9 protein-coding genes are annotated in these 13,187 nt (G+C 40.6%); 5 read left to right on the top strand and 4 right to left on the bottom strand.

What is annotated here, in order from left to right; all coding sequences use genetic code 11:
• Positions 1–639 precede the first annotated feature (639 nt).
• The 3 genes from H5154_RS16735 to H5154_RS16725 all read right to left on the bottom strand — a co-directional run bounded on the left by H5154_RS16735 (position 640) and on the right by H5154_RS16725 (position 4,131).
• Complete coding sequence (locus tag H5154_RS16735) at positions 640–1,683, bottom strand: RES family NAD+ phosphorylase (protein ID WP_182719012.1); 1,044 nt, start codon at positions 1,681–1,683, stop codon at positions 640–642.
• A 286-nt stretch (positions 1,684–1,969) separates the two neighbouring features.
• The gene (locus H5154_RS16730) at positions 1,970–2,800 is read right to left on the bottom strand and encodes a S1 RNA-binding domain-containing protein (RefSeq protein ID WP_182719011.1); all 831 of its coding nucleotides are present in this window, start codon (positions 2,798–2,800) and stop codon (positions 1,970–1,972) included.
• Between the two features lie 2 nt (positions 2,801–2,802).
• On the bottom strand, positions 2,803–4,131 hold the full coding sequence (locus H5154_RS16725) for a DEAD/DEAH box helicase (protein ID WP_145233234.1): 1,329 nt from the start codon (positions 4,129–4,131) through the stop codon (positions 2,803–2,805).
• 215 nt (positions 4,132–4,346) lie between these two features.
• On the opposite strand from H5154_RS16725, the gene H5154_RS16720 reads away from it, so the two are divergent.
• Complete coding sequence (locus tag H5154_RS16720; protein ID WP_149982481.1) at positions 4,347–5,354, top strand: rhodanese-related sulfurtransferase; 1,008 nt, start codon at positions 4,347–4,349, stop codon at positions 5,352–5,354.
• A gap of 137 nt (positions 5,355–5,491) precedes the next feature.
• Positions 5,492–6,022, top strand: a complete 531-nt coding sequence (gene aroQ, locus H5154_RS16715) for a gamma subclass chorismate mutase AroQ (RefSeq protein ID WP_149982480.1) — start codon at positions 5,492–5,494, stop codon at positions 6,020–6,022.
• A gap of 320 nt (positions 6,023–6,342) precedes the next feature.
• Here aroQ and H5154_RS16710 read toward each other — a convergent pair whose 3' ends face one another.
• A complete protein-coding gene (locus H5154_RS16710) occupies positions 6,343–6,684 on the bottom strand; it encodes a hypothetical protein (RefSeq protein WP_149982479.1) in 342 nt (113 codons plus the stop codon).
• A gap of 410 nt (positions 6,685–7,094) precedes the next feature.
• Here H5154_RS16710 and H5154_RS16705 point away from each other — a divergent pair, with 410 nt between their 5' ends.
• From H5154_RS16705 to H5154_RS16695, 3 genes are all read left to right on the top strand, one after another.
• Positions 7,095–8,111: an efflux RND transporter periplasmic adaptor subunit gene (locus H5154_RS16705; protein ID WP_182719010.1), complete on the top strand. Its 1,017-nt coding sequence runs from the start codon at positions 7,095–7,097 to the stop codon at positions 8,109–8,111.
• A gap of 2 nt (positions 8,112–8,113) precedes the next feature.
• A complete protein-coding gene (locus H5154_RS16700; RefSeq protein WP_182719009.1) occupies positions 8,114–11,194 on the top strand; it encodes an efflux RND transporter permease subunit in 3,081 nt (1,026 codons plus the stop codon).
• Positions 11,195–11,288: 94 nt separating this feature from the next.
• A complete protein-coding gene (locus H5154_RS16695; RefSeq protein WP_182719008.1) occupies positions 11,289–13,184 on the top strand; it encodes a DUF294 nucleotidyltransferase-like domain-containing protein in 1,896 nt (631 codons plus the stop codon).
• Positions 13,185–13,187: the final 3 nt, after the last annotated feature.

The raw sequence follows: 13,187 nt of genomic DNA, 5'->3' as shown, positions 1-13,187 counted from the left end.
GTTTGTTAACAATGGAAACTCAGTTTTACTTGCTGTACCTGTAACTCCGCAACCAGCTAAGATTAGTGATAAAGATAAAAATAGTAGATGTTTCACACGTACTCCATATTTACGTATCGCCGCATTAAGCGGAACCTAACCAACTGTTTAAGTTCCAGTATGCCCGACATGGGCATTGTCTTATGAGGTGAAAGTCCTCTGTAGGAAGATCACCGTTTAAATAACATACTGTTATTAAACGATAGACACTCGCGAATGGCAAGGGCTAAATCGCGAGAGATAGTCTGGAGGAAGCCGCTAGCATTCTTTATAAATGTAAGTGCGAGCTGATGAAAAAAAACATCATATGAGGCGTAGGCTGGAGACGAGCTAGCACAAGATAGCGAAGTCATGTGATCTAACGGCCACCTTTTTGGGGTCGTATCAGCTGGGATACTACTACCTAATAGCCAACACTTATCAGCTTAACTGTGGATTTAGACCATTGGATCTGCCGTAGGATAAGGATGTGCTACTGGCGACAATGACTATTTAGCGGCATTGAGAGATATTTGGATCAATATTCATTACGGGAGATGAACCGCCCATTGCGGACCCGCATGACGGGTGGTGTGGGGGCTGGAGGTTAGAGACCTCTGGCTACCCGATTAAGCATTTATATAGGCACATCACTTTTTCCTTATCAATAGGCTTGCTATTATTGTTAATAGGCCCGTAAGTAAACTCATATTCAACTGACTTTATTTTTATTCTATTTGTTGAAATCAAACCTATCTTATTATCTTTCACAGGATAACCAAACAATGATATGTTGTATAACTTCTTTTTATGTGCTTGGCCAAAATAGCTTTGAGAGATAAGACCATCGAATCCTCTATTTTTTATTTCTAAAGCCAACTCTTGACATAAAACATATTCATCAACGCCTCCGAAAGCCAATTTTTGTAATAAAATATCAATACGTTCAAATTCATTACCAGCTATCGACTCATCAGTTTTAGTGAAATTTAAAAGTTTCAGTGGCTTTAAAGTTATAAACTTAGCCATCATGATGTGATCTGAAAGGGTTGCTCTTGTTTCATGAAGACATGTTTCTATATCACTTGCACCATAAAATATAGGAAAAGATTTTGAGTTAAACCTTCCCTCGGTCATTTTATCTATCGGTGGTGTATCAAATTGTTCAGGAAGTGCAGGTGGTAATTTAGAAGCCGTCCTAACACGAAAAATGACATTATCACGATCAAAAATCTCTTCAGTACAACGATTGATTATTTTACTAAAAATAGCTTTACGCTCAGCACCCTGAACATCATCAATAACAAGAGACTGATAGTCTTCTGTGTACCCAAGACGCCATAATGGCGGACCGTAGTGAAATAATCCAACCCCTAAATTATCACTTAATATTTTCAGGTCATCATCTAGCTCTGTTAGAAATCTAACTTCACTTGGGTACTCGTTTTTATTATATTGATATACTGGAGCCGGCCCACCAATTTCTGGAGGAATAGAACCAACAACGAAAAAAGAAGACATTATTTCTTCTATTTCGCTTTTACTTAAATCGTAGCCATAATTTGAGCACCGTTCACAATATTCCTTTTTTCTGCAACTAGAAACACTCATTGCAGTATTATGAAGACCATGATTTTTGAAACAATGAGTGCATATTTTTTTCATTTTAAATAATCTACTTTACCAAACACATAAGAAGTCGAACAGAATGCTTAACAGCTTATTGAACACCATTTTGGTGGTTTATAACACACCAAAACGGCGTTTAATAATGTTATCGGACAAAATTAGGTTCCTACTTAAAGAAGTAGGAATAAATTTAACTTTTTCTGTGTCCGGTTCACGCTCATAGTTGCCATTGAAGCTTATAAAAACAAAAAAGAGCAAAGCTTTCACTTTACTCTTTTCTATATCATTTTAAATTGACCGCTGACCGCTGACCGCTGACCGCTTACTTAAGCCTAATAGCCTTAGCTTCAATATCAATTAACCCTTGCTTAAACAAACCACCAATGGCTTTTTTATAATTTGCTTTACTGGTTGAGAAAACTTTTTTAATTGTCTCAGGATCCGATTTATCACCTAAAGCAATAACACCGCCTTCGGATTTTAATCTATCCATTATTTTCTCACCCAAGTCACTTACTTTAGCCATACCTGGTTTTTCAAGAATAACGTCAATTTTTCCGTCTTCACGTACTTTTTGAATAAATCCAGTTAAGCGTTGGCCAACAAACATGTTTTTAAACACCATGTTGTAAAATATAACGCCGTAATGTGCTTCTTCTATTAATACTTTATAGCCAATATCGGTTTTGCCAGCGACAATTAATTGTACTTCTTGCAGCGGGGCGTACTCAGGCTCCGTTTTATTGATAAAACGATTAAAGTTATTTGATGCACAAATACGGCCACTGGCGTTATCTAAATACAAACGTACTAAATAAGAATAGCCTTCTTGCATTCTTGGCTTTTGTTCGTTGAACGGTGCCAGTACATCTTTATCAAGCCCCCAATCTAAAAAAGCGCCAATGCTGTTGATTTCTTTAACACGAAGTAGGGCGTATTCACCTACTTGAGCTAACGGCTTTTTAGTTGTTGCAGTGGCGAGATTAGCATTATCTAAAAAGATAAAGACGCTGACACTGTCGCCAGCTTCTAGCTCATGTTTAATTTCACTGCTTGGTAAAAAAACTTCACCCAGATCATGACCATCAAGGTACGCGCCTTCGTTACTTACTTCGTTAACGAATAGGGTTTGGGTGGTTCCAAGGTAACTCATAATTATTCCTGTTCTGGCTTTTTACGACGGCGCATTGGTGCATCACCATCAATATTAAGAGGGGCTTTGATTGGCGCTTGTGGCTTTTTAGGCTTTGCTTTGCGTTTAGTCACAGCTTTTACTTTAGGCTTTACATTTTCTTGTGCTTTAGCCCATGTTGCATCAGGTTTTGGTTCGCGTAAACCTTTAAACTTACCTTTTAACCCTGCAACGGTATGAAACTCAAGTTCATCATTTAAGAATGATTTAATTGCTTTATAGCTTAACCAATCTTTAGGACCGACCAGTGAAATAGCGGTACCTTTAAAGCCAGCTCGACCAGTACGACCAATACGATGCACATACTCTTCAGCGTGTTTAGGTAAATCAAAATTGATTACATGAGTTACGCTCAGTAAATCAAGACCACGAGAGGCAACATCGGTGGTTATTAAAATTTTAAAGTTTTCACGGCTAAAGCCGTCCATGATATCTAAACGTTTATTTTGGGCTAAATCACCTGCTAATGCTTGGGCTTTAAAACCTTTAGCATTAAGTGATTCGCTTAAACGGCTGGTATCAGTACGAGTCGCTGTAAATATAATGCATTGCCCGACCTCGTCTTGCTTTAAAAAATGCTCAAGCAGCGCTTCTTTATGATCAAGATGATCAGCTAAATATAAGCTTTGTTTAATATCTGAATGTTGTTCGTTAGCCGCACTAAGGGTAATTTGTTTTGGCTTTTTCAGTAAATTACGTGATAACGCATCGACTTGTGCATGATCCAGTGTCGCTGAAAACAATAATGTTTGGCGCAGGCGATGATCTGCTTGCTCGTTGATCATCTTTAACTGTGCAGTAAAACCTAAATCTAAAATACGGTCAGCTTCATCAAAAATAAGTAACTCAAGGCCACTTAGTTGTAATGAACGCTGAGTTAAGTGATCGGCTAAACGACCCGGTGTAGCAATAACAAATTGCGGGTCGTTACGCAGTGCTTTAATTTGATCATTAAAGTTTTCACCGCCTAATATTTTCACCGCTTTAATATTAGTACCTGCAATTAGCAGGCGAAGTTGGGTAAATACTTGGGTCGCCAGTTCACGAGTAGGCGCCACAATAAGCACACGAGGATCACGTTTACTGAGCGCCTTTTGTTTCATAACCCGTTGAACAGCAGGTAATAAAAATGCCAAGGTTTTGCCCGACCCAGTTTTAGACTGGGCGAAAATGTCATGGCCTGCCAGTGCGGTGGGCACTGCATGGGCCTGAATATCAGTGGGCTGGGTGATCCCTTGATGCGCTAATTGTGTTTCAAGGCGAGTATCAATCCCAAGATCAGTAAAATGCAAAGTGTGTTTCTCCAAAATGAGCAATTTGTTTGGGTATAAATAATTTCGCTATTATAGCGCAGTCCCGAGTGCGGCTAACAGTAAAAAGCCAATTATCACTGCTTTTTTTGCATTTAATTAGAAAAAGCGTAAAATACGCGCCCTCAATATGTATTATGCGCCGGATTTACGATTCGGTTACCGCCAATAACGGCTAAAGCAAAATAGGAATCACCATGACTGCTGTCCATAAAGACAATGTAACCAGCGAGCACTTTGTTGTATGTGCACTTTATAAGTTTGTTTCTTTACCTGAATACGAAGCCCTACGCCAACCATTGTTAGATGTGATGGAAGCCAATGAAGTACGTGGTACTTTACTAATTGCCGCAGAAGGTATCAACGGTACAGTTTCTGCCAAGCGTGAAGGCATTGACAACCTTTTAAGCTGGTTAGACAGCCAACCAAACCTTGATAACATTGTTAGCAAAGAATCATTTGATGATGAATGCCCGTTTTACCGTACTAAGGTAAAACTAAAAAAAGAAATCGTCACAATGGGTGTTGAAGGGATTGATCCGCTGAAAGTGGTTGGCAGTTATGTAAAACCACAAGATTGGAATGCATTGATCTCAGATCCAGAGGTTATTTTAGTTGATACCCGTAACGATTATGAAATCGAAATTGGTACTTTTCAAAACGCAGTAGACCCAAATACTAAAACATTCCGCGAGTTTCCGCAGTGGGCGAAAGAAAACCTCGATCCGAGCAAACATAAAAAAGTAGCTATGTTTTGTACAGGTGGTATTCGCTGTGAAAAATCAACTGCTTACATGAAAGAGCAAGGTTTTGAAGATGTGTACCATCTTGAAGGCGGTATTTTAAAATACCTAGAAGAAGTGCCAAAAGAAGAAACCATGTGGGAAGGTGAGTGCTTTGTATTTGATAATCGCGTAGCAGTCGATCACGACTTGCAAAAAGGCTCTTACGATCAATGTCATGCGTGTCGTATGCCAATCACTGAAGAAGAAAAACTCAAACCAGAGTACATGGAAGGTGTCTCGTGTCATCATTGTATTGATGATGTTACCGACGAACAACGTGAACGATTTGCTGAGCGTCAAAAGCAAATTGAATTAGCGCAAGCTCGTGGCGAAGGCCATATTGGCAACGAAGCACAAGCCGTTTTACAAAAGCGTAAAGAAGCTAAAAAAGCGCAAAAAGACGCACAGCGTAAAAAGTAATTTAGTAGAGCTATTACTATCGTTTTATAAAGCCTCAGCGTTGTCTGGGGCTTTTTTAAGGTAACCAAGATTGAATAAATTTTAATCATTAGGTTTTTATTGCACGATAACAGTCTCCATTCATAAGGTAAGATATTATGTTTCGAATCATCTCAATCTTTGCAGCTATGCTGCTTTCAACTAATTCTTTTGCTGCAAGTACAGCACAAGAGCTTTTTTCAACAATAAACTTGCGCTTGAGTTACATGGAAGATGTTGCGCTTTATAAGAGTAATAATAACCAAGCCATTGAAGATAAAGAGCGTGAGCTAATTGTTATTAACAATGCAAGTTTGTCAGCAGAAAAACAAGGCTTAAACAAAGAAAGTGTCCTCGCGTTTTTTCGTGCCCAAATATCTGCGGCTAAGGCTATACAATACAGATACCGCGCTGACTTGCTTAGTAAGCCAACAGATAAAGAGCCTAGAAATTTAGATACTGTTATCCGTCCTGCACTGATAAAGCTAGGGAAAGACATCAATATTGAACTTACACAGTATTTACGTCATGGAGGCGTTTTTTCACAGCAAGAATTTAAAGTTTTTGAACGCACACTAAATTCTCGATATTTAACACGAGCAGACAAAGAGATGTTATTTAACGCCTTGATTGAAATCAGGCTTCAATAATATAAATTTTTATACTAGCAGGTAAGTGTTAATCTGTAACAATGGGACAGGCACAAATTTTTAAAAATCATAGCTTTAAGCACAGTTATTACATCAGTGATTAAGCTATTAGTATTTTATGATTCGAGCAACAGCAACTTTATTGATTTAGTATTCAGATCCGGTTATTAGCATTGCGTTTTTCGCTGCGTGCGTCGTGCATTTTTATGTGGTGAAAACCTGTTTTAGGTAAATAATTGTGATAGGTGTCATCTTAAGTTCTAAATAAGCGTGTTAACACGGTGATGTTTTTATTAAATCACCATGTATACATGCCAACTTTAGATTAATGTTTTTAAATGCGCTTCGGCGGCATTGGTGAGCTGTTCAGGTGTCATGTCTTTAGCGTTATCTACAGCAATAGTGCATTGCTCTAGTGTGTACACATCTTTTTTATACATAAAAATCAGCGGCTCACAACCGTCCTCTTTAGCTTTTGCTGATGTCCAATAAACGGCTGAAAATTCAACATTGCCATGTTCGTAAGACTCAACGCTAACTTCTCCGCTGTGATCGAATTGTAGTTGTTTAGAAAGCTGTTCACTAATGTTGATCAGGTTGACCAAAAATACGGCTTCTTGGTGTGTAATACCATGTATATCGGTAAATTTTTGCTTAAACATAATTGTCCTTTTAAATATAAACTAGCAGGGGGGACCCTAATAAAAACTATTGTTGCATACTATACCTGTTTGCCCACTTACTCAAAAGTACTTAGCAATAAATTAGATATTTTGGACCACTTTCAGGGTTTATTAATCCGTAAATTCAACAATTTTTAGTTCTAAAAGCTCAAACTATCATTATGAGTAAATTTAAGACAATACCTTATTCTGACCAATTAGGCTGTTTATGTATAGGGTCTTTATAGCTAGTTAGCCTCTTAGTATTAAATACACGGCTATAGTTACTTTCCCCTATAAAGGTATTTCAACGTATTGTTTTGACAGTTAATCGAACTAGACTTTTTATTGATCAAAACACTGTTACACTGCGTACCATAATGGAAATAATAATTAATTAGGTGATCTTTTTGAAATTACGAGTTCTTTTAGTCAGTGTTTTTATTACTTGTTCAGCGGTAATGCCATCGGCATTTGCTGCTAATGTAATTGTTGAACCTGTTGCGATGGAACGTGCAAAAGAGCAAGTTCAAGCGGTTGGTAATGCTGAAGCGATTCGCTCTGTTATCCTCTATCCTGCAGTGGGGGATAAAGTGACGGCTGTGCATTTTAAACCCGGTGATCAGGTAACCGCAGGTACTATTTTGTTAGAGCTAGATTCGCGCAGACAAAAAGCGGCGCTTAATGAAGCGAAAATAAAGCTTGCAGATAGTGAACGAATACAAACACGTTTACAGCAAAGTCATGCTAAAGGCGCGGTGCCAAAAAGCGATCTAGATGATGCAAAAACTGTGTATGAGTTAGCTAAGGTTGCGGTGACTAAAGCCGAAACCGAATTAGAAGATCGCCAAGTACGAGCGCCTTTTAGTGGCACCATGGGGTTAACGGATGTCGAAGTTGGCGATCGAATTACCACACAAACAGCCATCGCCAGTATTGATGATACTCGTTCGTTATACATTAATTTTAATGCACCAGAGTCAGCTATTTCAATGCTCAGAACTAGCGGTAACGTGACTGTGATGCCGTGGCAAGGAAGCGATGCGATAAATGCGCAAGTCGCTTATCTTGACTCACGCATTGATCCACAAACACGTACGCTGCGTGTCAAAGCAAAACTGGATAATGCACAAGCACAATTTTTACCGGGTATGAGTTTTAGAGTACATATTGAGGTATTAGGGCAGAGTTTAGCTGCAGTGCCTGAAGCTGCGCTTTTATGGGGGGCAACCGGCCCCTATGTATGGAAAAGTGTTGAGCAAAAGGCAACTCGAGTTGATGTTAAAATCCAGCAACGTTTAGCGGGTCGTTTGCTCGTATCTGGGCATTTAAACGAAGGCGATATTTTGGTAGTTGAAGGCGTACAACGTTTACGCCCAGCGCAAGAGCTTAATTATATCAAGCCGCTTGCAGCAGCGCAGGAGTAGGTATGAAACAACAACCTATGATGCAAGATCTCCCTTCAATGGCCATTCGCCGCCCAGTGCTTATTGTAGTACTTAATTTACTGATCATTATTGCGGGTATTGCAGCCATTGCTGGGGTTGAAGTTCGTGAACTGCCTGATGTTGATACGCCAAGGATCACGGTGTCGGCTTCATTTCCTGGGGGCTCTCCAGAGACTGTTGATACCGAAGTAACCAGTAAACTTGAAGGGGCGGTAGCCCGCGTAAGTGGTGTAAAAACTATTCGCGCACAAAGTGAAGAAGGCAATGCACGGATTGTTGTTGAGTTTCGTGCTGGTGTTGACCTTGATGATGCTGCGAATGAAACCCGTGAGTCGGTAGCACGTGTACAACGGGAGTTGCCAGAAGAAGTTGAGCGCGTTTCTATTATCAAGGCTGATAATGATGCTGAGGCGGTGGTATCGCTAACCGTATCAAGCGATACCATAGCCCTTGAAGCGTTGACTGAACTGGTTGAGGTTGATTTAGCACCGCAGTTTTTAACCATTCCAGGTGTGGCCGATGTACGTTTAAATGGTGACCGAAAACGTGTTTTGCGGGTGCGTCTTGATCCACTTAAATTAACCAGTTTTAATTTAACCGTTCCTGATGTAGCCCAAGTACTGCGCCAAGCGCCATTTGACGTACCTGCCGGTAGTTTGAAATCGACGGACCAACAAATTATAGTGCGCGCAGATGCAACCTCAATTACCGCTGAGCAAGTGGCCGATATTATTATTCGTGATGGTACGCGTATTGGTGATATTGCGGCGGTGTATTTTGGTCCTGCGGATCCTCGCTCTATGGTGCGCTTAAACGGCCAGCCAGTGATTGGCATGGAAGTTATACGTCAAGCACAGTCAAATACCATTGAAATATCTGACGAAGTATTAAGTTTATTAGCAAAAATGCAAACGCGTTTTCCTGAGCTGAAATTTACTTTAACTTCTGATGATGCCCAATTTATCAGGAGCTCCGTTGATGAGGTGATTTACTCACTGGTGTTAACTGTGCTGCTGGTGATCATTACATTATGGGTATTTATTGGCTCTTGGCGCGCGACTTTAGTGCCTGCATTTGCAATTCCTGTTGCCTTGGTTGGTTCATTAGCGTTGATATGGGCACTGGGTTTTTCAATCAATATACTTACTTTGCTGGCATTAGTGTTAGCAACGGGGTTGATTGTTGATGATGCGATTGTTGTCAGCGAAAACATTCAACGTCAACGCGGTTTAGGCCTTGGCCGCCGTGCTGCTGCGGTAATTGGCACGCGAGAAGTGTTTTTTGCTGTTGTCGCAACGACAGCGGTGTTAGCGGCGGTATTTGTTCCTATCGCTTTTTTACCCTCAACAGCAGGGCGATTATTTAGGGAGTTTGGTGGGGTACTTGCGGGAGCGGTGATCATTTCAAGCTTTGTTGCGCTTTCACTAGTGCCAGCGCTCACCTCAAAGCTAAAACTCAAACAAGGTGGTAAACACCCATTTGCTAAAATAGGTCATTGGCTTGCTAATATTTATACTAAAACCATTCATTGGGTGCTTGATCATGCATGGCTTACGTTTATAGCTAGTATATTAGTCGCTGCGGGTTCGGGTGCTTTGTATCTCAATTTAGATAATGAATTACTGCCTTCAGAAGATCGCGGAAAAATACGTATCTTTGCTCGGGGCCCTGACGGTGTTGGTTTGAATTTTATGGACCGTCAAGCAATGCAAATGGAAGATATTTTGCTGCCGTATGTGCAAAGCGGCGAAATTGAATCTATTTATACTGTTGTAGGGCAGTGGGATCCAAATATTGTGTTTATTACCGTGCCTTTAAAACACTGGGATGAGCGTCATTTTTCACAGCAAGAGATCATTAATAAAATTCGCGGTCCGCTGGGTAATATTCCTGGGGCGGCAGGTTATCCGTCTGGGTCAAATAGTTTAAATTTACGCGGTCAAGGTGGCGGTATTGAGCTGGCACTATTAGGGCAAGATTACCTGCAGATTTATAAGGCCGCACAAGATTTTGCTGCCCAGGTTGAGCAGACTATCCCGTCGATTGACAACGTGCGTATTTCATATCAGCCATCACAGCCGCAATTGCGCGTTAATATTGATAGACGTCGTGCAGAGGAATTAGGAGTGTCACTGAGTGATATATCAATCACCTTGCGTGCTGCGATAAATGGCGATGATATTGCAGATTTAAATATTGGTGACCAATCGGTACCGATTATTCTGCAAGCACAAAATCAAACCATTAAAGATCCCAGTGATCTCGCTAATTTATATATCAGTGCAAATAACGGTCAGTTAGTACCACTGAGTAGCGTTGCAACCATTACAGAAGAAGGTGTTGCCGCCGAGCTTGAACGCCACGCACAGCGTCGTGCTATCGAGCTTGATATGGAACTGCCGGCGGACATGAGTATTGCACAGCTAGTATCGCAATTACGTGATATTTCAGAGCAAACGCTACCAAGTGGCATTAGCTTGGCATTTAAAGGTGAAGCTTTAACCTTTGAAGAAACTTCTAATGAAGTATTTATCACTTACATACTGGCATTTTTAATCGTATTTTTAGTATTAGCCGCACAGTTTGAAAATGTTAATAGTGCTGTGGTGGTGATGGTAACGGTACCGTTTGGTATTACATCAGCAATTTTAGCACTGTATTTAACTGGTACTTCGTTAAATATTTACTCGCAAATAGGTTTGGTGATGTTAATCGGTTTAATCGCGAAAAACGCGATTTTGTTAGTTGAATTTGCTGACCAATTGCGCGACCAAGGTTTAACTGTTCGTAAAGCTGTAGAGCAAGCAGCATTAGTACGTTTAAGACCAATTACTATGACCTTGATATCAACCTTACTAGGTGCACTGCCGCTGATATTATCAACCGGGGCAGGGGCTGAGGCTCGCAATGCCATTGGCTGGGTCGTGTTTGGTGGCTTGTCTTTAGCGGTGCTATTTACGTTGTACTTAACACCGGTAATTTACTTGGGCTTAGCGCGCTTTACTACCCCTCGTGGTGATGAAAGTAAGCAACTTGCGCAGGAGCTTGATAAGGTAGAGTAAATCACAATTAAAATAGCCTAATTAACTATTTATCTTTGAAAAATAAGTTAATTAGGCTCACACTTGGGAAAGCTATCCCCAACAGGTTTTTTTTATGCAAGCCGAACAAGTAGAAATCGCGCAGTTTTTAGCACAACACCCGCCTTTTGACAGCCTACCGAGTAAAGCAATCAATGAGCTCGCGCAACAGGTTGAAGTCGCTTACTTTAGAGCGCACACCGATATTTTATTATTTGGTCAAGATATCGCTGATCTTTATGTGATCAGAAGCGGCTCTGTTGAAATGTATCGACGTAATGGGGAACTGGATAATCGTTTAACCACTGCCGGTATATTTGGGCAGATGGGTTTACTGATGAATCGCAAGGTGCGCTTTCCAGCTAAAGCACTTGAAGATACGCTAGTGTATTGCATTAATGTTGAACTATTTAACCGCTATTGCGACGAATTTGATTCATTTGCTGACTATTTTGAAACGGATGGTAATGTGCGTTTACATCAGGCAATTGTTGAACAAGCCGATGGTAATGATTTAACCACAGCAAAAGTAAAATCGCTGATCCACCGTGATGTGGTGACAGTTAATACTGATTCAACGGTGCAACAAGTTGCCCAGCTTATGACTGATGAATCGGTGTCATCGGTTTTAGTTACTGACAGTACCAAACCTATTAACGACGACCCAGAGGAAGATGATGGTCAAGTTGTTGGTATTATCACAGACAAAGATTTACGTACCAAAGTCATTGCTCATGGGCTGGCATTTGACACACCCGCGCATACAATAATGTCTACAAACTTGGTTTTATTAGATGCCAATGCCTATGTTTTCGAAGCTGTACTTGCGATGCTACGTGATAACTTACATCACTTACCGGTGGTGCAAAAACGCCGTCCAATTGGGGTTATTTCCCTTTCTGATATTTTACGCTATGAATCACAAAGCAGCTTGCTATTGGTACGTGGAATACTTGCGCAGCAATCAATTGAAGATTTAACACACTATGCACGCCAGCTGCCGAATGTGTTTGTACGAATGGTAAATGAAGATGCAAACTCGCATATGATTGGCACGGCAATGGCTGTGATTGGCCGCACTTTTAAACAAAGGTTACTGGTATTAGCCGAAGAAAAGTATGGGCCGCCGCCGGTTGCATACTGTTTTATCGCATTAGGTTCAATGGCGCGGGATGAGCAACTCATTGTTACTGATCAAGATAACGCGCTCATTCTAGATGATGATTATGATGATGAACTTCATGATACGTATTTTCAAAATATTGCCGATTTTGTTTGTGATGGTTTAGCTCAATGCGGTTATACCTATTGTGATGGCGAAATAATGGCGTCATTTAAAAAATGGCGAAAAACACGTGCACAATGGTTTGAGCAATTTGCTCAGTGGATAGAGCTGCCTAAACCGCAAGCCTTACTAAATAGCTCCATATTTTTTGATTTAGACGGGGTGTGGGGTAAAACCAAATGGGCCGATGAGCTTAAAATATTTATTGCCAAACAAAGCAAAGTTAATCGCGTATTTTTAGCTAATATGGCTGCAAATGCTCGCAACAGAACCCCACCATTGGGGTTTTTTAAAGGCTTTGTTATGGAGCACAACGGTCAGCATAAACGTTCTATGAATTTAAAGCGCAGAGGCACAGCGCCGCTTTCAGATGTTATTCGTGTTCACGCATTGGCGGTTGGATCACGTAAGCAAAACTCGTTCGAACGCTTAGAAGATATTATTGAAGCCAAGCTCCTACCGCAAGGCAAAGCACAAGATTTGCGAGATGCGCTAGAATATATTGCCATGATGCGGATCCGTCACCAAGCATGGCAAATTGAACAAGGGGAAGAACCCGACAACGATTTAGACCCTCATTTATTATCGCCTTTTGAGCAGCGTAACTTAAAAGAAGCTTTTACAATTTTAGAAAAAGCACAAAGCTATTTGAAATTTAGTTACTCAGCAAACTCTGGGGTGAAGTAATTT

It is taken from the genome of Pseudoalteromonas sp. SR44-5 (genome assembly GCF_014163675.1).
In the GTDB taxonomy this organism is placed as follows: domain Bacteria; phylum Pseudomonadota; class Gammaproteobacteria; order Enterobacterales; family Alteromonadaceae; genus Pseudoalteromonas; species Pseudoalteromonas rhizosphaerae.
This window is presented reverse-complemented; position numbering and strand designations above follow the sequence as displayed.

Excerpts from the sequence above, each read along its gene's own strand:
- H5154_RS16730 (WP_182719011.1), bottom strand. The coding sequence starts at position 2,800 with ATGAGTTACCTTGGAACCACCCAAACCCTATTCGTTAACGAAGTAAGT.
- H5154_RS16735 (WP_182719012.1), bottom strand. The coding sequence starts at position 1,683 with ATGAAAAAAATATGCACTCATTGTTTCAAAAATCATGGTCTTCATAAT.
- H5154_RS16700 (WP_182719009.1), top strand. The coding sequence starts at position 8,114 with ATGAAACAACAACCTATGATGCAAGATCTCCCTTCAATGGCCATTCGC.
- aroQ (WP_149982480.1), top strand. The coding sequence starts at position 5,492 with ATGTTTCGAATCATCTCAATCTTTGCAGCTATGCTGCTTTCAACTAAT.
- H5154_RS16720 (WP_149982481.1), top strand. The coding sequence starts at position 4,347 with ATGACTGCTGTCCATAAAGACAATGTAACCAGCGAGCACTTTGTTGTA.
- H5154_RS16710 (WP_149982479.1), bottom strand. The coding sequence starts at position 6,684 with ATGTTTAAGCAAAAATTTACCGATATACATGGTATTACACACCAAGAA.
- H5154_RS16695 (WP_182719008.1), top strand. The coding sequence starts at position 11,289 with ATGCAAGCCGAACAAGTAGAAATCGCGCAGTTTTTAGCACAACACCCG.